The organism is Pseudonocardia halophobica (assembly GCF_050948485.1).
GTDB classification, from domain to species: Bacteria; Actinomycetota; Actinomycetes; order Mycobacteriales; family Pseudonocardiaceae; genus Pseudonocardia; species Pseudonocardia halophobica.
The window spans coordinates 2,602,511-2,620,945 of the sequence record NZ_CP192046.1; the positions used below are offsets into that span (position 1 = coordinate 2,602,511).

At 73.6% G+C, this 18,435-nt stretch carries 16 protein-coding genes; 12 read left to right on the top strand and 4 right to left on the bottom strand.

All coding sequences use genetic code 11. From position 1 onward, the window contains the following. Positions 1-130: 130 nt before the first annotated feature. The 4 genes from ACQP04_RS12525 (at position 131) to ACQP04_RS12540 (ending at position 6,656) form a co-directional block, all read left to right on the top strand. Positions 131-1,771 carry an alpha/beta hydrolase gene (locus ACQP04_RS12525; RefSeq protein WP_433507214.1) on the top strand — a complete coding sequence of 547 codons (1,641 nt, stop codon included), beginning with the start codon at positions 131-133 and terminating at the stop codon, positions 1,769-1,771. Positions 1,772-1,855: 84 nt separating this feature from the next. Next, positions 1,856-3,199 (top strand): type I glutamate--ammonia ligase, encoded by a 1,344-nt coding sequence (glnA, locus tag ACQP04_RS12530; protein ID WP_037040767.1) that lies wholly within the window; start codon positions 1,856-1,858, stop codon positions 3,197-3,199. Beyond that, positions 3,196-3,570, top strand: a complete 375-nt coding sequence (locus tag ACQP04_RS12535) for a DUF6027 family protein (protein ID WP_433507215.1) — start codon at positions 3,196-3,198, stop codon at positions 3,568-3,570. Before glnA (ACQP04_RS12530) ends, ACQP04_RS12535 begins: the two co-directional genes overlap by 4 nt. Positions 3,571-3,623: 53 nt before the next feature. Continuing rightward, entirely contained in the window at positions 3,624-6,656 is a 3,033-nt protein-coding gene (locus ACQP04_RS12540; protein ID WP_433507216.1) for a bifunctional [glutamine synthetase] adenylyltransferase/[glutamine synthetase]-adenylyl-L-tyrosine phosphorylase, read from the top strand. A gap of 73 nt (positions 6,657-6,729) precedes the next feature. Here ACQP04_RS12540 and ACQP04_RS12545 read toward each other — a convergent pair whose 3' ends face one another. Then, complete coding sequence (locus ACQP04_RS12545; protein WP_433507217.1) at positions 6,730-7,845, bottom strand: DUF5685 family protein; 1,116 nt, start codon at positions 7,843-7,845, stop codon at positions 6,730-6,732. A gap of 119 nt (positions 7,846-7,964) precedes the next feature. Between ACQP04_RS12545 and ACQP04_RS12550 the strand changes: the two genes are divergently transcribed. The 3 genes from ACQP04_RS12550 to ACQP04_RS12560 all read left to right on the top strand — a co-directional run bounded on the left by ACQP04_RS12550 (position 7,965) and on the right by ACQP04_RS12560 (position 10,890). Next, positions 7,965-8,882 carry a DUF2961 domain-containing protein gene (locus tag ACQP04_RS12550; protein ID WP_433507218.1) on the top strand — a complete coding sequence of 306 codons (918 nt, stop codon included), beginning with the start codon at positions 7,965-7,967 and terminating at the stop codon, positions 8,880-8,882. A 54-nt stretch (positions 8,883-8,936) separates the two neighbouring features. Further along, entirely contained in the window at positions 8,937-9,572 is a 636-nt protein-coding gene (locus ACQP04_RS12555) for a LysE family translocator (protein WP_433507219.1), read from the top strand. Between the two features lie 79 nt (positions 9,573-9,651). Further along, the gene (locus tag ACQP04_RS12560; RefSeq protein WP_433507220.1) at positions 9,652-10,890 is read left to right on the top strand and encodes a M23 family metallopeptidase; all 1,239 of its coding nucleotides are present in this window, start codon (positions 9,652-9,654) and stop codon (positions 10,888-10,890) included. Here the strand turns inward: ACQP04_RS12560 and ACQP04_RS12565 are convergent. After that, entirely contained in the window at positions 10,877-11,794 is a 918-nt protein-coding gene (locus ACQP04_RS12565; RefSeq protein WP_433507221.1) for a MerR family transcriptional regulator, read from the bottom strand. The two genes, ACQP04_RS12560 and ACQP04_RS12565, sit on opposite strands and share 14 nt — an antisense overlap. An 88-nt stretch (positions 11,795-11,882) precedes the next feature. Between ACQP04_RS12565 and ACQP04_RS12570 the strand changes: the two genes are divergently transcribed. From ACQP04_RS12570 to ACQP04_RS12585, 4 genes are all read left to right on the top strand, one after another. Then, positions 11,883-12,590, top strand: coding sequence for a M50 family metallopeptidase (locus ACQP04_RS12570; protein WP_433507222.1), 708 nt, complete (start codon positions 11,883-11,885; stop codon positions 12,588-12,590). 24 nt (positions 12,591-12,614) lie between these two features. Next, complete coding sequence (locus ACQP04_RS12575) at positions 12,615-13,040, top strand: nitroreductase family deazaflavin-dependent oxidoreductase (protein ID WP_433507223.1); 426 nt, start codon at positions 12,615-12,617, stop codon at positions 13,038-13,040. A gap of 996 nt (positions 13,041-14,036) precedes the next feature. Continuing rightward, positions 14,037-14,471 (top strand): GlcG/HbpS family heme-binding protein, encoded by a 435-nt coding sequence (locus ACQP04_RS12580; protein ID WP_037040779.1) that lies wholly within the window; start codon positions 14,037-14,039, stop codon positions 14,469-14,471. Continuing rightward, positions 14,468-15,439 carry an EamA family transporter gene (locus ACQP04_RS12585; protein WP_433507224.1) on the top strand — a complete coding sequence of 324 codons (972 nt, stop codon included), beginning with the start codon at positions 14,468-14,470 and terminating at the stop codon, positions 15,437-15,439. Before ACQP04_RS12580 ends, ACQP04_RS12585 begins: the two co-directional genes overlap by 4 nt. A gap of 145 nt (positions 15,440-15,584) precedes the next feature. Here the strand turns inward: ACQP04_RS12585 and glnA (ACQP04_RS12590) are convergent, their stop codons facing one another. Beyond that, a complete protein-coding gene (gene glnA / locus ACQP04_RS12590; protein ID WP_037040780.1) occupies positions 15,585-17,006 on the bottom strand; it encodes a type I glutamate--ammonia ligase in 1,422 nt (473 codons plus the stop codon). A 142-nt stretch (positions 17,007-17,148) separates the two neighbouring features. Here glnA (ACQP04_RS12590) and ACQP04_RS12595 point away from each other — a divergent pair, with 142 nt between their 5' ends. Beyond that, the gene (locus tag ACQP04_RS12595) at positions 17,149-17,607 is read left to right on the top strand and encodes an RDD family protein (protein ID WP_433507225.1); all 459 of its coding nucleotides are present in this window, start codon (positions 17,149-17,151) and stop codon (positions 17,605-17,607) included. A gap of 63 nt (positions 17,608-17,670) precedes the next feature. On the opposite strand, the gene ACQP04_RS12600 is transcribed toward ACQP04_RS12595, so the two are convergent. Then, positions 17,671-18,399 carry a DUF4191 domain-containing protein gene (locus ACQP04_RS12600; protein ID WP_037040783.1) on the bottom strand — a complete coding sequence of 243 codons (729 nt, stop codon included), beginning with the start codon at positions 18,397-18,399 and terminating at the stop codon, positions 17,671-17,673. Between the last annotated feature and the right edge of the window lie 36 nt (positions 18,400-18,435).

Genomic DNA, 18,435 nt, shown 5'->3' on the forward strand with positions numbered 1-18,435 from the left:
TCGTGCGCCGAAAGCGTGACACCCGGCGCTCACCGCATGCACGGTCCGGCGACGCACCTCACACGGCGGTGTGCGCCCCGCTCACCGCACCCCGGGTGGCGCACCGGGCCGCCGCTGTCATGCTGGCGCGGTGCTTGGCTCCGTGTCGTCGCGTCGTCGCTCCCCGTCCGGGCCGCCCCACCTGGGCGTACGGGCCCTGACCGCGCTGGTCGCGGTCCTCGCCTGCGTCGGTCTGTCCGCCTGTTCCGCCTCGACCGCGACCGCGCCGGCCGCGGCCACGGCCACCCCGCCGGGTGATCCTGCGCAGGACCCGGCGCTGGCCCGCTTCTACGGCCAGCAGCTGCAGTGGGGCCCCTGCACGGACTACGCGGCCTCGCCCGACGTCGCGGACCAGTACCGCGACCCGCGCTACCAGTGCGCCAAGCTCGAGGTCCCCCTCGACTACGCGCAGCCGGACGGCAAGACGGTCACGATCGCCGTCATGCGGTCGAAGGCCACCGACCAGGCCAACCGGATCGGCTCGCTGCTGCTCAACCCGGGCGGCCCCGGCGTCTCCGGCACGCAGCTCGTGCCCGCCACCGTGAAGTCGACGGAGAACTCGCCGGTCCAGGCCCGCTTCGACCTCGTGGGCTTCGACCCGCGCGGGGTCGGGGTCAGCGAGCCGTCGATCGACTGCCTGACCGACGCCGAGCAGGACCAGTACCGGGCCACGGTCTACTCCGACCCGTCCCCGGCCGGTGTGGCCGCGCTGGAGGCGCACAACAAGGAGTACGCCGACCGCTGCACCGCCCGGATGGGCGCGGACGTGCTCGCGCACCTGGGCACCCGCGAGGTCGTCAAGGACCTGGACGTGCTGCGCGCCGCCCTCGGCGACGAGAAGCTGACCTACTACGGCTACTCGTACGGGACGTCGATCGGCTCCACCTACGCCGAGGCCTTCCCGACCCGCGTCCGCGCGATGGTGCTCGACGGCGCCGTCGACCCCACGCAGGACACGGTGGAGACCAACATCGACCAGAGCGCGGGCTTCCAGCAGGCCTTCGACGCCTACGGGGCCTGGTGCACGACCCAGCCGAACTGCCCGCTCGGCACCGACCCGAAGGCCGTCACCGCGACCTGGCAGAAGATCGTGCAGCCGCTGATCGACAACCCGGCCAGGACCTCGGACCCGACCCGCACGCTGTCCTTCTCCGACGCGATCACCGGCGTGCAGCAGGCGCTCTACCTGCGCTCGCTCTGGCCGGCGCTGTCGCTGGGCATCTCCAAGCTGGCCGCGGGCGACGGGTCGGTCCTGCTGACGCTGGCCGACTTCTACTACAAGCGCACGAACGGGAAGTACGACAACTCGCTCGAGGCGTTCCAAGCCATCACCTGCATGGACAACGTCCGCATCACCGACCCGGCGCAGGTCGCGAAGCTCAACGAGGGCGTGGTGGGCGCGGCGCCGTTCACCGCGACCGGGCGCGGCGCGGTCAACGCGAAGGACCCGTGCGCGTTCTGGCCCGTCCCGCCGACGCTGGAGCCGCACCGGCCGCAGGCCGACGGGCTGGCCCCGGTCGTCGTCGTCTCGGTGACGGGGGACCCGGCCACGCCGTACCAGGCCGGCGTCGACCTGGCGGAGGACCTGAACGGGCGACTGCTGAAGGTCGAGGGCAACCAGCACACCGCCGGTTACCAGGGCAACGCCTGCATCGACGACAAGCTCACGGCCTACCTCGTCGACGGCACGCTCCCGGACGAGGGCGCCCAGTGCGTGCTGCCCGCCCAGTGAGACTCACCCGTTCGCGCTGCGGCGTCCCACACCCTGAGCAGCCACGAAACATTCACGTAACACGACATTCCTAGCCTGGCGGCCATGGACCGCCAGCAGGAATTCGTGCTGCGCACGCTCGAGGAACGCGACATCCGCTTCGTGCGGCTGTGGTTCACCGACGTGCTCGGCTATCTCAAGTCGGTGGCGGTGGCCCCCGCCGAGCTCGAGGGGGCGTTCGCGGAGGGCATCGGGTTCGACGGCTCGGCGATCGAGGGCTTCGCCCGGGTCTACGAGTCGGACATGGTCGCGCGCCCCGACCCCTCCACCTTCCAGGTGCTGCCCTGGGAGACCGCCAACGGCGAGCACTACTCGGCGCGCATGTTCTGCGACATCGCCATGCCGGACGGCTCGCCCTCGTGGGCCGACCCGCGGCACGTGCTGCGGCGCGCCCTGTCCAAGGCCGGCGAGGCCGGCTTCACCTGCTACGTCCACCCCGAGATCGAGTTCTACCTGCTGCGCGACCTGCCGTCGGACGGGTCGCCGCCGATCGCCGCCGACTCCGGCGGCTACTTCGACCAGGCCAGCCACGACGTGGCGCCGCACTTCCGGCGCAACGCCATCGAGACGCTCGAGTCGATGGGCATCTCGGTCGAGTTCAGCCACCACGAGGGCGGGCCCGGCCAGCAGGAGATCGACCTGCGCTACGCCGACGCGCTCACCATGGCCGACAACATCATGACCTTCCGGTACGTGGTGAAGGAGGTGGCGCTGACCCAGGGCGTGCGGGCGTCGTTCATGCCCAAGCCCTTCACCGACCACCCCGGGTCGGCCATGCACACCCACTTCTCGCTCTTCGAGGGCGACCGCAACGCCTTCCACGACCCGGACGACCCCTATGAGCTGTCCGAGACGGGCAAGGCGTTCGTCGCCGGGGTGCTGCGGCACGCGCGCGAGATGAGCGCCGTGACCAACCAGTGGGTCAACTCCTACAAGCGGCTGATCACCGGCGGCGAGGCGCCCACGGCCGTGTCGTGGGGCCACGCGAACCGCTCCGCGCTGGTCCGGGTGCCGATGTACTCGCCCGGCAAGTCGTCGACCCGGCGGGTGGAGATCCGCACGCTGGACAGCGCCTGCAACCCGTACCTGGCGTTCGCGGTGATCCTCGGCGCCGGGCTGCAGGGCGTGCAGAAGGGCTACGAGCTGCCGGCCGCCACCGAGGACGACGTGTGGTCGCTCACCGACACCGAGCGCCGGGCGCTCGGTTACGAAGCCCTGCCGCAGAACCTCACCGAGGCACTCGGCGCGATGGAGCACTCGGAGCTGGTCGCGGAGATCCTCGGCGAGCACGTGTTCGACTTCTTCCTGCGCAACAAGCGGGCGGAGTGGGACAACTACCGGCGCAACGTCACGCCGTACGAGCTCGCGACCTACCTGCCCGTCCTGTGACGGACGAGGTCGTCCGGCTCGAGCGCTACGCCGGGCCCTGGGAGCCGGACGACCCGGACGCCAACTTCAAGGCCGAGGTGGCCGACTACGGCCGCCTCGACCCGCTGCACACGCTCCACGGGCTCAGCGCGCACACCGGGATCCCGGTCGGCGCGCTGGCCCGGTACGTCCTGGCCCGGTTCGCGACGACCGGCTCGGGCGGGCTCCTCGAGCTCGGCCCGGCGATGGTCGGGCGGCTGCGCGAGCCGGTCCGCAGGGCCGAGGCGGACGGCACGGACGAGGCGCGGCTCGCCGCGTACCGGGAGATCGCCGCCCTGCTCGGCTGGCTCGGCGCCCCGCTCGACGATCCCGACCTCTATCCCGGTCCGTGACGGGCCGGGCACGGCGCCCGGAACCGGGCCCCGATAGGGCAGGATCGGTCGACGTGGCGGAACGTACCCGGACCTCCCTCGCCCGCCTCGGCCTGACCGAGCCCTGGGCGGAGCAGACCCTCGCCGAGCTCGGCTGGTGGGCCGAGGACCGGCCCGTCGACGGCGCGGAGCCGATCATGTGGGCGCTGGCCCGCTCGCCCGACCCCGACCTCGCGCTGCGGCAGGTCGAGCGGTTCGCCAAGGCCGCGGGGGACTGGAGGACCGTCGACGCCGAGCTGCGCACCGACCTGGGGCTCCGCGGCCGGATGCTGGCGCTGCTCGGCGCCTCCACGGCGCTGGGCGACCATCTGGTCACCCACCCCGACCGCTGGCGGCTGCTCGCCGACGGCCCGGACCGCGACGACCCGCCGCCGGACCTCGCCCGGCGCGCCGCGAACCTGCTCCGCGCCGTCGGCGCCGATCCCGACGAGCCCGCGTCGGGGGGCCCGGGCGGGGCCCGCGCCCAGATCACCGGGGCTGCGGCGATCACCGCGCTGCGCACGGCGTACCGCGACGAGCTGCTCGGGCTCGCCGGGGCGGACCTCGCCGCCGTCGGGGAGACGTCGCTGCCGGTGATGGAGGTCGACGAGGTCGCCGCGCAGCTCGCCGACCTGGCCGCGGCCGCGATCCGGGCCGCGCTGGCCGTCGCGCTGGAGGAGGTGAACCCGCCCGACGACGTCCGGCTCGCCGTGATCGGCATGGGCAAGTGCGGCGGGCACGAGCTCAACTACGTCAGCGACGTCGACGTGATCTTCGTGGCCGAGGGGGACACGCAGGCCGCGTCCCGGCTGGCGAGCCGGGTGATGCGGATCGCGGGGGAGGCCTGCTTCCAGGTCGACGCCAACCTGCGGCCGGAGGGCCGGCAGGGCGCGCTGGTCCGCACGCTCGACGGGCACGTCACCTACTACAAGCGGTGGGCCAAGACCTGGGAGTTCCAGGCGCTGCTCAAGGCGCGGCCGATCGCCGGCGACGAGGAGCTGGGCGCCGCGTACGCCGAGGCCGTCGCGCCGATGGTGTGGAACGCGGCCAGCCGGGACGACTTCGTGCAGGACGTGCAGGCGATGCGCCGCCGCGTCGAGGAGCACGTGCGGCCGGACCACGCCGAGCGGGAGCTCAAGCTCGGCCGCGGCGGGCTGCGGGACGTCGAGTTCGCCGTGCAGCTGCTGCAGCTCGTGCACGGGCGCTCGGACGAGTCGCTGCGCTCGCCGTCGACGCTCGAGGCGCTGGCCGCGCTCGCGAACGGCGGGTACGTCGGGCGGGACGACGGCGCCAACCTCGCCGCCTCCTACCGCTTCCTGCGGCTGCTGGAGCACCGGCTGCAGCTGCAGCGGATGCGCCGCACGCACCTGCTCCCGGCGAAGGACGACACGGACGCGCTGCGCTGGCTCGGCCGGGCCGCGCGGCTGCGTCCGGACGGCCGGCACGACGTCGTCGGGGTGCTGCTCGCGGAGTGGTCGCGCAACGCCCGGCGGGTCCGGCGGCTGCACGAGAAGCTGTTCTACCGGCCGCTGCTGCAGTCGGTGTCGCGGCTGTCGCCGGAGGAGTCCCGGCTGTCGGAGAAGGCCGCGGCGGCCCGGCTCAAGGCGCTGGGCTGGGCCTCCCCGGAGGGCGCGCTCGGCCACCTGCGGGCGCTGACCGGCGGGGTGTCCCGGGCGGCGTCGATCCAACAGACGCTGCTCCCGGTCCTGCTGGAGGAGCTCGCCGCCACACCCGACCCGGACCGCGGCCTGCTGGCCTACCGGCAGGTGTCGGAGGCGCTGGCGAACACGCCGTGGTACCTGCGGCTGCTGCGCGACGAGGGCCTGGTCGCCGAGCGCCTCATGCGCCTGCTGGGCACGTCGGCGCTGGTCCCGGACCTGCTCGTGCGCGCGCCGGAGATCCTGCGCGTGCTGGCCGCGCCCAACCCCGGCCAGCCCGACGAGCTCAAGCGCGACCCGGCCGTCGTCGGGCAGTGGCTGCTCGCCTCCGTCGCCCGGCAGCACGACCTGACCTCCGCGGTCGCCTCGGCGCGGTCGATGCGCCGGCACGAGATGCTGCGGGTGGCCTGCGCGGACCTGCTCGGCGCGGTCGAGGTCGCCGAGGTGTGCGAGGCGCTGTCCACGGTGTGGGTCGCGGTGCTGCGCGCGACGCTCGAGGCCACGGTCCGGGAGGTCGCCGCGGGGGCGCCGCCGAAGGCCCGGATCGCGGTGATCGGGATGGGCCGGCTCGGCGGCGCCGAGCTGGGCTACTCCTCCGACGCGGACGTGATGTTCGTGTGCGAGCCGGCCGACGAGTCGATCCCCGACGCCGAGGCGGTCAAGTTCGCGACCAGCGTCGTCGAGACGGTCCGGCGGCGGCTCGGTGCGCCGAGCCCGGACCCGGCGCTGCAGGTCGACGCGGACCTGCGGCCCGAGGGGCGGTCCGGCCCGCTCGTGCGGACCCTGCACTCCTACCGCGAGTACTACGCCCGCTGGGCGGAGGTGTGGGAGTCGCAGGCGCTGCTGCGGGCCCGGCCCGTCGCCGGCGATCCCGAGCTGGGCCGGCGGTTCATGGAGCTGATCGAGCCGATCCGGTACCCGGCCGAGGGGCTGACCACGGCGCAGGTCACCGAGATCCGGCGGATCAAGGCCCGGGTCGACGACGAGCGGCTCCCGCGCGGGGCGGACCGCTCCACCCACACGAAGCTCGGCCACGGCGGGCTCGCCGACGTGGAGTGGACCGTGCAGCTGCTGCAGCTGCAGCACGCCGGCGACATCCCGGAGCTGCGCACCACCTCCACGCTCGAGGGGCTCCGGGAGGCGGCCGAGGCGGGCCTGATCAGCGGGGAGGACGCGGCGGAGCTGAAGGCCGGCTGGGAGACCGCGACCCGCGCCCGCAACGCGATCATGCTGGTCAAGGGCAAGCCGGGGGACCAGCTGCCGCGCTCGGGCCGGGAGCTGGCAGCCGTCGCCGCGGCGCTGGGCTACCCGGCCGACGGCGACCCCGGCCGCTTCCTCGACGACTACCGCCGCACCACCCGCCGCGCCCGGGCCGTGGTGGAGCGGGTGTTCTACGGCTGGGACTCCTGACCCGTGAGTGCCTGCTGCCCCTAGAGGGGCAGTAGGCACTCACGACCTGGGCCGAGCTGCGGAACGGACCGGGTCAGCAGTCGCAGCCGCAGCAGTCGCAGTCCGAGCAGCAGTCGCAGCAGTCGCAGCTCGCCTCGGAGCAGTCGCACCAGTTCGCACACGTGTCGCTGCGGCAGAAGCCCTCCCGCGCCTCGCGGGTCCACGGGTCCTCGAAGGTGTCGGCGCAACACATCTGGCAGCTGCAGAACAGGCCGACGGCCACCGCGCAGCCCGCGAGCGCCCGGCGCGGCGGCCGGGGACCGGGCCGGGAGGGCGGGGCGCCGGGATCGGGGCCGCCGGGCTTCCGCTCGGCGTGCGCGAAGGCGTGCCCGATCGAGCGGCCGAGCTCGTGCACCAGGAGCCGGTGCGCCAGCCGGCGGTCGGTCCACCGCACCTCGTCGAGGGCGAGCCGGATGCCGAGCGCGGCGTCGTCGGCCAGGGCACGCGCCGCCGGGAGGTCCGTGCCGGTCGCGAGCAGCGGGTTCCAGGCGCCGGCGGCGGCGTCGGCGGGGAGGTCCTCGACGGCGTCGAGCAGGTGGGCTAGCCGGCCGAACAGCCGCCCGGCCTCGGCGAGCGGTGTCGCGTTGTCCGGCCGCCCGGCGAGGACGGCGGTGTGCCCGAAGGCGGCCGCGGTCGCCGTCTCGGTCGGCTCCGTCACCGTGAGCAGGGGCGAGCCGGCGTGTTCGAGCGCCGGCTGGCGGGCGACGGCGTCGAGCAGGACCACCGGGTCGAGGCCCAGCCCGGCCGCACCCGTCGACGCCCGGTCGGCCCAGCCGGCGGCCAGCCGACGGGCGGCCGCGGCGACCGGACGGCGGGCGAAGGCGCCGTCGCGGTCGGCGACGTGGTCGGCCAGTGTGGCCGAGGCCAGCACCAGGCTCACCGCGGCGGCGAGGCGGGCGCCGTCGCCGGTCGCGACCCGCGCGGTCCGCATGCCGCGCAACGGGCAGGGCCCGGCGGTCCGGCGGCCCCGGGCCGGGGACTGGGCGTCGAGCAGGACCGAGACCAGCAGGCCGTCGTAGTTGGTGGCGATCCGCGCGGCCTGGCCGTGCTCGTCGCGCAGCGCGTAGCAGAGCCCGCACAGGTGGCCGATCCACTCGGCGCGCAGGGCGGGGGAGAGGGTGTGCCGGCAGGGCCGGACCATGCCGAACACGCGCCGGATCGTAGCGGGGTGCCCGGCCGTCCGAAGCGCGTCGGCTTCCCCGTCCCGCGCGTCCTCAGTAGCGTCGGCACGCGTCGGGAGGGGCGGTCCCGCGGACGAGGGGACGAACGATGGCGAACCCGCTGGCCTCGCTGCGGCAGGGCAAGCTCCGGATCGACAAGCTCGAGAACGTCCGGGTACCGCCGAACACGGAACGCACGGTCTTCGCCAGGACCGGTCCCGGGGTCGTCGTCTCCCTCTGGATGGCGCTCGGCGGCGGCAACGTGCCGGCCCTGGACGCCCGGCTCCGGGTCGCCTACGACGGCTCGCCGACGCCTGCGATCGACATCGACATGGGCACGCTGCTGGCGACGCACTGGGGCGCCGGCAGCGCGAACACCAGCCACTCCTGCCCGCACCTGCACGTCGAGATCGACAGCGCGAGCTACCAGACGGCGTTCCTGTCGACCTACCCCCTGCCCTTCGGGAGCTCGATCAGGATCTCCTACCTCAACATCGACGCCGGGCAGACCGCGAGCATCTACTCGATGGCGACGTACGGCCTGACCTCGACCGACGAGGCCGACGGCCGGCGCCTGCGCTGCCAGGGCGCGCGCTACGTCGACCAGAAGGTCACCCGCACGGCCGCATCCACCACCACGCTCGCCCAGATCACGGGCGGCCCCGGGTCGATCGTCCACCACTCCTACGTCGGCGGGGTCGGGGCCACGAACCTGTCCTGGCTCGAGCGCAACTTCTCGGTCGCGGTCGACGGCGAGCCGACGCCGCAGATCGAGGCGACGGGGACCGAGGACTGGTTCGACAGCGGGTGGTACTTCCACGGCCGCCGCGACTACGGCACCAGCATCCACAGCTACGTCGGCACCGACCGGCCGGCCGGCAACGTGAACGTGGTGGGCATGGCCACCGACCTGTGGTCGAAGTGGGGCGGGATCCCCTTCACGAGCTCCGCCGCGGTCAGGTCCCTGCCCGAGCCCGCCTGCACCACGGGCGACACCCTCTGCTGGTGCCTCCTCTACTACCAGTGACGGCCCCGCGAAATGCGTGGCGGAGGCACGAAGCACCGCCTTACCGTCACCGGCATGCCCTCGACCGGCGCGATCCTCGCCTTCCTGGCCGCGTCGCTGGTCCTGGTGGCGATCCCCGGCCCGAGCGTGCTCTTCATCGTGGGCCGCGCCCTCGCGCACGGCCGCCGCGCCGCGCTGGCCAGCGTCGCGGGCAACACCACGGGCGTGGCCGTGCTGGTGGTCGTCGTCGCGCTGGGGCTCGGGGCCGTCGCCGCGGCGTCGGCCGCGGTGTTCACCGTGATCAAGTTCGCGGGCGCGGCCTACCTCGTCTGGCTCGGCGTCCACACCATCCGCACCCGCGGTGACCTCGTGGCCGCGCTGGGGGCCCCCGGCCCCGTCGCCGACCGCCGGGTGTTCCTGCAGGGCGTGGTGGTCGGGCTGACCAACCCCAAGGCGCTGGTGTTCTTCGCGGCCGTGCTGCCGCAGTTCCTCGGCCCGCAGGCACCGAACCCGTCGCTGCAGCTGCTGATCTTCGGCCTGCTCTTCTGCGTGACGGCGGCGCTGCTGGACTCGACCTGGGGCCTCGTCGCGGGCGCGGCGCGGGACTGGTTCGCGACGAGTCCGGCCCGCCTGCGCCGGATGGGCGGCGCGGGCGGGCTGGTGCTCGTCGGGATGGGGATCGGGCTGGCCTTCAGCGGCCGCCACGACTGATCACAGGACGTGGATCCCTTCTCCTCGGGAGCAGGACCCCTTAGCCTGTGTGCGGGTCGGGGGTGACCTGGGAGTTCGTATGCCTGTTCGCCGAGTCGGCGTAGTAGTCGTCCTGCTTCTGCTGTTCGCCGCCGGGTGCGCGGGCGCTCCGGCCGAGCCCGCGCAGCAGCTCCGACCGCCTGAGGTCCCGGCCGGCGGCATCGCCCCGACCACGAAGTTCACGCCGCTCTCGGGCGCCACGGTGACGACGCCCGCCCCGGTCCTGGGGACCGACGGCAGGACGCATGTGACCTACGAGCTGCTGCTCACCAACGCCACACCCGCCCCGTTCACCATGGAGAGGGTCGACGTGCTGGCGGGCCAGCAGGTCGTGCTCTCGCTGAGCGGAGGCGAGCTGGCAGCCCAGGCCGAACTGCTCGCCGCGAGCACCGGGGACGAGGGCGTCGGCGACCCCACCGGCTCCGCCGCCCCGATCCCCGGTGGCGCCACCGCGATCGTCTGGCTGGACGTCCTGTTCGACGGCGCCGCGCCGGCCGCCCTGGCCCACCGGGTCACCGGCTCCGTCGGCGGCGGGCCCGCCACGGAGGTCGACGCCGGGTCGGTCGCGGTGAGCACCGCCGCGGCGCCCGTCCTCGGCCCGCCGCTGCAGGGCGGCCCCTGGTACGCCAGCGACGGCTGCTGCGTCGACGACACCCACCACCGCCGGGGGATCGCCCCGATGAACGGGCAGATGCTCGTTCCGCAGCGCTACGCCATCGACTGGTACCTGCTCGACGACCAGCACCGCGCCTGGGTGGACGACCCCTCGGTGATCACGAACTTCCTCGCCTACGACAAGCCCGCGATCGCGGTCGCGGACGGCGTCGTCGTCGACGCCACGGACGGGTTCGCGGACACCACGTCCCTGCCGCAGCCGCCGCCGATCCCGCCGATCGTCGAGACCGTCGGCAACCACGTCACGCTGATGATCGCGCCCGGGGTGTACGTGATGTACGCCCACTTCAAGAAGGACTCGGTCGCGGTGAAGACCGGCCAGCAGGTGAGGAAGGGAGACGTGCTGGGCCACATCGGCAGCTCCGGCAACTCGACGGCGCCGCACCTGCACTTCCAGGTCAACACCGAACCGACGTTCTTCCCGACGGACAGCACGCCGTTCGCCTTCGACTGCATGCGGGTGGACGGCCAGGTCACCGAGCGGATCTGGGACGACGTGCTGGCCGAGCAGCCCACCCCGGTGCTGCCGTACACGGCGTCGACGGACACGGGCGAGCGGCGGGGTCAGATGCCGCTCGACCGCAACGTCGTCACCTTCTGCTGAGCAGGGCGGCGGCGAACCACTCGAAGGCCGGGACGCTCGGCGGCCGCTCCGGCCAGCCGTTGAGCCGCCCGAGCAGGGTCCAGTACCGCTCGACCCGCCGGTCACTGAACGTGTGGACCGTCGCCGCCAGCGCGGGCCGGTCGGCGCTCTCGTCGACGCCGATCCGCTCCAGCACCGCGGCCGCCTCCGGGGAGGCGGGGTCGACGCCCTCCCGCAGCGCCGCGCCGGCGTGCTCCAGCACCGCCGCGGGGTCGTAGGGCGGCGGGGCGGCGGCCTCCGACCCCGCGACGGCCATCTCCCGGACCCGCGCCTTGAAGTCGGGATCGGCGACGAGGTCGGCGAGCTCGATCCACGCCTCCACCTGCTCGGTCGTCGGGTCGTCCGGCAGCTCGGCCGGCATCGTGCGCATGGCGGAGGCGATGCCCGCGCCGGGCGCCTCGGGGTCGGTGCCGGCGAAGGCCTCCGCCACGAACTCGTCGATCATCCACTGCCGCTCCTCGGCGGACAGCCTGGCCAGGTCGTTCATCAGTCTCAGCTCCCTCGGTGCGGGATCCGTGCCGTCGCGGGCGAGCAGCGTGCACACGGCACGCTGCACCCGCAGGGCGCGGATCCGTTCGTCGATGGCCCGCACGTGCGCGGCGGCCACCTCGCCGACGCGGCGGCGACGCAGCAGCACCTCCCGCACGTCGTCCAGCCCCATCCCGAGCTCCCGCAGGGTGCGGACGAGATCGAGCCGGGCCACGGCGGCCGCGTCGTACCGCCGGTAGCCGGCGGGGCTCCGGTCGGTCTCGGGCAGCAGGCCCTCGTCCGACCAGAAGCGGATCGTGCGGACGGGCACCCCCGAGCGCCGGGCGAGCTGCCCGATCGTCAGCAGGGGGTCCGTCCCCTCGTGCGTCGCGGTCACGGGATCCACCTTCGAGGTTCCAGCGGCTGGAAGGTCAAGGTATTCGGGCCCTCAGCCCGCGCACAGCCGGCGCTGCCACACTCGGCGCGTGCTGCCATCCGAGGTCCAGGGCGTGCTCGACGCGATCGTCGACGGCCTCACCGCCCGCCCCGCCGAGCTGGCCGCGGCGGCCGCCGCACTGCTCGTCGTGCTGTGGACGGTGTCCTGGCGGATGACCAGGACCGTCGTGACGATCGCGCACGAGGGCGGGCACGCGCTCGTCGCCGTGCTGGTCGGGCGCGGGCTCACCGGGATCCGGCTGCACTCCGACACGTCCGGCGTCACGCACTCGACGGGCGCGGGTCGCGGGCCGGGCGTCGTGCTGATGTTCCTCGCCGGGTACGTCTTCCCGCCGCTGCTCGGGCTGGGCGGCGCCGCGCTGGTCGCGGGCGGCTACACGAGCGCGCTGCTCTGGCTCGGCGTCGCGCTGCTGGTCGCGACGCTCGTCTACATCCGCAACCTGTTCGGGGCGTTCGCCGTGCTGGGGACGGGCGGCGTGCTGGGCGCGGTCGCGACGTGGGCGTCGCCGGACTGGCGCGCCGGTTTCGCCGCCGCACTGTGCTGGTTCCTGCTGTTCGGAGGCCTGCGGGCGGTACGCGAGCTGCAGCGCAGCCGCCGCCGGCGCCGCACCACGACCTCCGACGCCGACCAGCTCGCCGCGATCACGGGCGTGCCGGGGGGAATGTGGGCGGGGGTGTTCGGCTTGATCGGGCTGGGGGCCACACTGGCCGCTGCAGTGATCGTCTTCATGCCCTGAGCATGCTCGGCCGAGAGGAACGCAGTGCCCGAGGACTTCAACGCCCGCGTCATCCGTGAGTTCAAGGAGAACGACGGCAAGGTGGGCCCGCCCTTCGAGGGCGCCCCGATGATCCTGGTCCACCACGTCGGCGCCAGGTCCGGTGCCGTCCGCACCAGCCCGCTCGTGTACTTCGAGGACGGCGACCGCTACCTGATCGTCGCCTCCGCCGCAGGCGCCCCGTCGCACCCCGCCTGGTACCACAACCTCAAGGCCAACCCGCGCATCTCCGTCGACCTCGGCACCTCCGAGGGCGTCCGCGAGCTCACGGTCGAGGCCTCGGAGATCACGGGCTCCGAGCGGGACCAGGCCTGGGAGAAGATCAAGGCCGCCGCCCCGGGCTTCGGCGACTACGAGAAGAAGACCGAGGGCATCCGCACCATCCCGGTCTTCGCCCTCACCGCCGCCTGACCTCGTCTCCGAACTCTCGGAGCTGAGGCGGCCCGCTCGTGGCCGCACACTCGTCGGAGCGCGATACAGGCCGTCGACGGGGTGTGCGGCGCGCGGTTCGGGTGTGGGAGGGCTCGGGACGGGTGTGCGAGGCCCGGTGGGATGTGGAGGGCGCCAGGACGGGTGTGCGACGCCCGGTGGGGTGTGCGAGGCGCCGAGGGTCCGCCGCGGCTTCCGGATCCGTGACGCTCGAGCCGCTCGGCACACCCGGTGGAGCCCGGCTCACCCGATCGGGCAGCCCGGCACACCCGGTGGAGCCGGGCACAACCGGTCGGGCAGCCCGGCACACCCGGTGGAGCCCGGCACAACCGATCGAGCAGCTCGGCACACCCTTCGGGTCCGCGGCACACGCCGTCGACGGCCCGCGGGACGCCCGAGGGGGTGTGTCGGCCGCTTGTCCGCCTGGATCAACTGATTCGTGTCGGCGGCGGCCGGCGTCGACATGACCCCTCGAGCGGTACTACCGGGACGTGCGGGCGGCTACCGATCCGAGCAGCCGTTGCGTCCCGGGTCGGCCCGGGGCGGCCGGGGCGAACCGCCCGGTGCTGGTCGACCGGTACTCCGCGACGGGCGCCCGGGCTGCCCGTCGTAGCCGGCACACCCGTCGGAGCGCGATACAGGCCGTCGACGGCCTGTGCGGCGCGCAGTTCGGGTGTGGGAGGGCGCCGGAACGGGTGTGCGACGTCCGGCGAGGTGTGCGAGGCGCCGAGGGTCCGCTGCCGCTTCCGGATCCGCGACGCCGTCCCGTCCGCAGCCTGGCACAGCCAGTGGCGCCCCGGCACGACCGTTCGAGCAGCCGGCACCCCCTTCGGGTCCGCGGCACACCCCGTCGACGGCCCGTGGGACGCCCGACGGGGTGCGCCGGCCGCCTGGCCACCTCCGACCACTGATCCCGTGCGAGCTGAGGAAGCGATCCCGGTCGCCAGGTGACGGGGGCGTCTGAGAGGCTGGCCCCTCGTGAGCATCTCGCTGGAGCAGGCCCGCACGATCGTCGACGCCGCCCTCGCGCACGGCACCGAGCAGGGGTTCAACCCGCTGACCGTCGCCGTCCTGGACCCGGGCGGGGCGATCGTCGCGCTCGCCCGCCAGGACGGGTCCGGCTACCTGCGGCCCGACCTGGCCGTCGCCAAGGCGAACGGCGTGCTGGCGCTGGGCATGACCAACCGCGCCATCGCCGCGCGCGCCGCCGACTCGCCCGAGTTCTTCACCTCGGTCGCGAACCTCGCCGGCGGGAAGATCTTCTCCGTCCCGGGAGGGGTGTTCGTCCGCGACGGCGAGGGCGCGCTGCTCGGGGCCGTCGGCGTGACCGGCGACGCCTCGCTCAACGACGAGGCCGCCGCCGTCGCGGGGATCGAGGCCGCGGGCCTCGTCGCCGTCACCGGCGCGGAGTGACTCCCGGGCGCAGTACCGCACCGCTGCCCGGAGCCGATCCCGCCGGCCGCGCGACGCAGGTCGGCCTCGCGTTCGCCGTCGTGTCGGCGGTGTCGTTCGGGCTCTCCGGCCCGTTCGCGAAGGCGTTGATCGACGCCGGCTGGTCCTCCGCCGGGGCGGCGTTCGTCCGGATCGGCGGCTCGGCCGTCGTCGTGCTGGTGCTGCTCGCCGTGACGCGGCCGGGTGTGCTGGCCGCGCTGCGCTCCGACGCCCCGGCGCTGCTGCTCTACGGGCTGATGGCGATGGCCGGCGTGCAGGTCGCGTTCTTCAACGCCGTCCGGTACATGCCGGTGAGCATCGCGCTGCTGCTCGAGTACCTGGGCCCGGTGCTGGTCATCGCCTGGGTGTGGGTGGTGCGCCGGCAGCCGCCGAGCCGCCGCACCCTCGCCGGCGCGGCCGTCGCGATCGCCGGGCTGCTGCTGGTGGTGCAGATCTGGTCCGGCACCGCGGTGCCGCCTGCCGGCCTGGCGTGGGGCATGGTCGCCGCGGTCTGTCAGGCGAGCTACTTCCTGCTCGCCGACCGCGCGGGTGCGGCGACGCCGCCGCTGGTGCTGGCGGGCGTCGGGATGGCGGTGGGCACGGCGGTGGTCGGGGTGCTGGGCGTGGTCGGGCTGCTGCCGCTGGTGGTGACGACCCCGCCCGACGGGCCGGTGGTCCTCGCCGGCGCCGACGTGGGCTGGGTGGTCGCGGCCGGTCTGCTCGTGCTGGTCTCGACGGTCGTCGCCTACCTGACCGGCGTGCTCGCCATCCGGCGGATCGGGGCGGCGCGGGGCTCGCTCGTGGCGCTGCTGGAGGTCGTCGCGTCCGCGGTGGCGAGCTGGCTGCTGCTGGGCGAGGTCCCCGCGGCGGTCCAGCTGGCCGGGGGAGTGCTGATCCTGGCCGGCGTCGCGCTGACCCGCTCCCGCCCGGCCGGCCTCGCGGAACCCTGAGCCCGCGGACCGACCGCGAGAACCCGAGAACGCGGCGACGGCCCGCCACCCCAGCGGAAAGGGGTGCACGGGCCGTCGCCTCGGGCGAACCGTCCGACCGCCGCGGCCTGACCGCGTATCCGCAGGTCAGGCCACGTCGACACGATCAGACGTCGTAGTACAGCGCGAACTCGTACGGGTGCGGGCGCAGCCGCAGCGGGTCGATCTCGTTCTCCCGCTTGTACGAGATCCAGGTCTCGATCAGGTCCGGGGTGAACACGCCGCCCTCGAGCAGGTAGTCGTGGTCCTCCTCGAGCTTGTCGATGACCGCACCGAGCGAGGCCGGGACCTGCGCGATGTCCTTGAGCTCCTCCGGCGGGAGCTCGTAGAGGTCCTTGTCGACCGGGGCGGCCGGCTCGATCTTGTTCTTGATGCCGTCGAGGCCGGCCATCAGCATCGCCGAGAAGGCGAGGTACGGGTTGCCGGACGAGTCGGGGCAGCGGAACTCGATGCGCTTGGCCTTCGGGCTGTCGCCGGACAGCGGGATCCGGATGCAGGCCGAGCGGTTGCGGGCCGAGTAGACCAGGTTGACCGGCGCCTCGAAGCCCGGGACCAGGCGGTGGTACGAGTTCACCGTCGGGTTGGTGAAGGCCAGCAGCGACGGGGCGTGGTGCAGCAGGCCGCCGATGTAGTAGCGCGCGGTGTCCGAGAGACCGCCGTAGCCGGACTCGTCGTGGAACAGCGGCTGGCCGTCCTTCCACAGCGACTGGTGGACGTGCATGCCCGAGCCGTTGTCGCCGAACAGCGGCTTCGGCATGAAGGTGGCGGTCTTGCCCGCCTGCCAGGCCACGTTCTTGACGATGTACTTGAACAGCATGATGTCGTCCGCCGCGTGGAGCAGCGTGTCGAACTTGTAGTTGATCTCCGCCTGGCCGGCGGTGCCGACCTCGTGGTGCTCGCGCTCCACGGTGAAGCCGGAGTCGATCATCGTCGAGACGATGTCGGCACGCAGGTCGGCGTAGTGGTCCACCGGCGGGACGGGGAAGTACCCGCCCTTGTAGTTGACCTTGTAGCCGAGGTTGCCGCCGTCCTCCTCGCGGCCGGTGTTCCACCAGCCCTCGGAGGAGTCGATGTGGTGGTAGGTCTCGTGCGGGTTCGAGCCGAAGCGGATCGAGTCGAACACGTAGAACTCGGCCTCGGGCGCCATGTAGGCGGTGTCCGCGATGCCCGACGCGGCCAGGTACTCCTCCGCCTTGCGCGCGATGTTGCGCGGGTCGCGGGAGTACGGCTCGCCCGTGATCGGGTCGTGCACGAAGAAGTTGATGTTCAGCGTCTTGTGCTTGCGGAACGGGTCCAGCCGCGCGGTCGCCGAGTCCGGCAGCAGGGCCATGTCCGACTCGTTGATGGCCTGGAACCCGCGGACCGACGAGCCGTCGAACGCGGCGCCGTTCTCGAGCAGGTCACCGGCGGTGGAGGCGGGGACGGTGAGGTGCTGCATCACGCCGGGCAGGTCGCAGAACCTGATGTCGACGTACTCGACCTTCTCGTCCGAGATGTACTTGAGTACCTCTTCGGAGTTGTTGAACACGCGCGCTGGCTCCTTCGATCGTCCTCTGGATTGGCCGCGACGGTATGGCTGCCGTGTTGCCCGTTCATCACTCGCGGGTTTCACAGACGTTAACGGGCCCGGATCGCGTCCTCTCTCACATGGGACAACTAGGGTAGGGGTCATGGCGGGGTTCCTCGACTCCTGGACGGCCGGTTCACCGTCCGCGCACGACCAGGGTCACCCGGGTGAGCGGTTCGGCCTTCCGACGGAAGGCGTGGGCGCGGTCGCCGGGTTCGGCAGGCGGCTGCTCGGCGTCACGGTCGACTGGCTGCTCGCGTACGTCCTCACCCTGGCCGTCATGGGGCTCGACGCGCTGGGCGGATCGGCCATCGGCTGGTGGGTCTGGGCGGTCTGGTTCGTGCTCACCGTGATCCCGACCGCGTTCTTCGGCATGACGCCGGGGATGGTCGCCGTCGGCATCCGGGTCGCCCGGGTGGACATGGCCGCGACGGTCGGCTTCCGGGCGGTCCTGCGCACGGCCCTGCTCGGCCTGGTCCTGCCGGCGGTCGTCCGGGACGCCGACGGCCGCGGCTGGCACGACCGCGCCTCGCAGACCATCGTGATCCGCTCCCGCGCCTGACGGGCGCCCCGAGAACGGCGGCGGCCGGGACCCGGATCGGGTCCCGGCCGCGGTGCGTCGGGGTCAGCGGCGGCGCACGGTGCGCTGCACGCTGCGCATCTTGGCGCCCTGGGGCATCGGGCCCTTGGGCAGCGCGGCGGCGCGGTTGCCGAGCGCGGCGAGCCGGGCGTCGAGCGACTCCATCTCGGCGGCGCTGATGTTGCGCGGCAGCTTCATCATGTGCCGCTGCAGGCCCTTGAGGGGGACCTGGCCCTCCTCGTTGCCCACGACGACGTCGTAGATCGGGGTCTGGCCGACGACCCGCGCGGTGCGCTTCTTCTCCTGCGCCAGCAGCGACTTGACCCGGTGCGGCGCGCCCTCGGCCACGAGGACGACGCCCGGCCGGCCGACGACCCGGTGCACCGCGTCGAGGTGTGTGGTCCCGGCGACGCCCTGGGTCACCCGCCACTGCCCGCGCAGCTGGTCGAGCGCCCAGCCCGCGGCACCCGGCTGCCCGTCGGCCTGCGCGTACACGCTGCGCTGGACCCGGCGGCCGAAGATGCTGATCGCGATCATCACGCCGATCGCGACGCCGAAGACGAGGAAGATCCACTCCAGGCCGAAGATCAGGCCGATCAGGAACGCGACGACGGCCGCGCCCACCACCGACCCGATCATCAGCGGCAGCAGGAGCTTGTCCTGCTTGCGCTGCATCTGGAACGCCTGCCAGATCTGCGCACGCCGCTGCTTGGACGCCGCGCGCTTCTCCGCCTTCAGGCGCTTCTGGGTCTCCTTGTCGGGCTTGCCGGCCATGCGGGCCAGGATACGTCCCGGGGGCCGGGTCGCGCC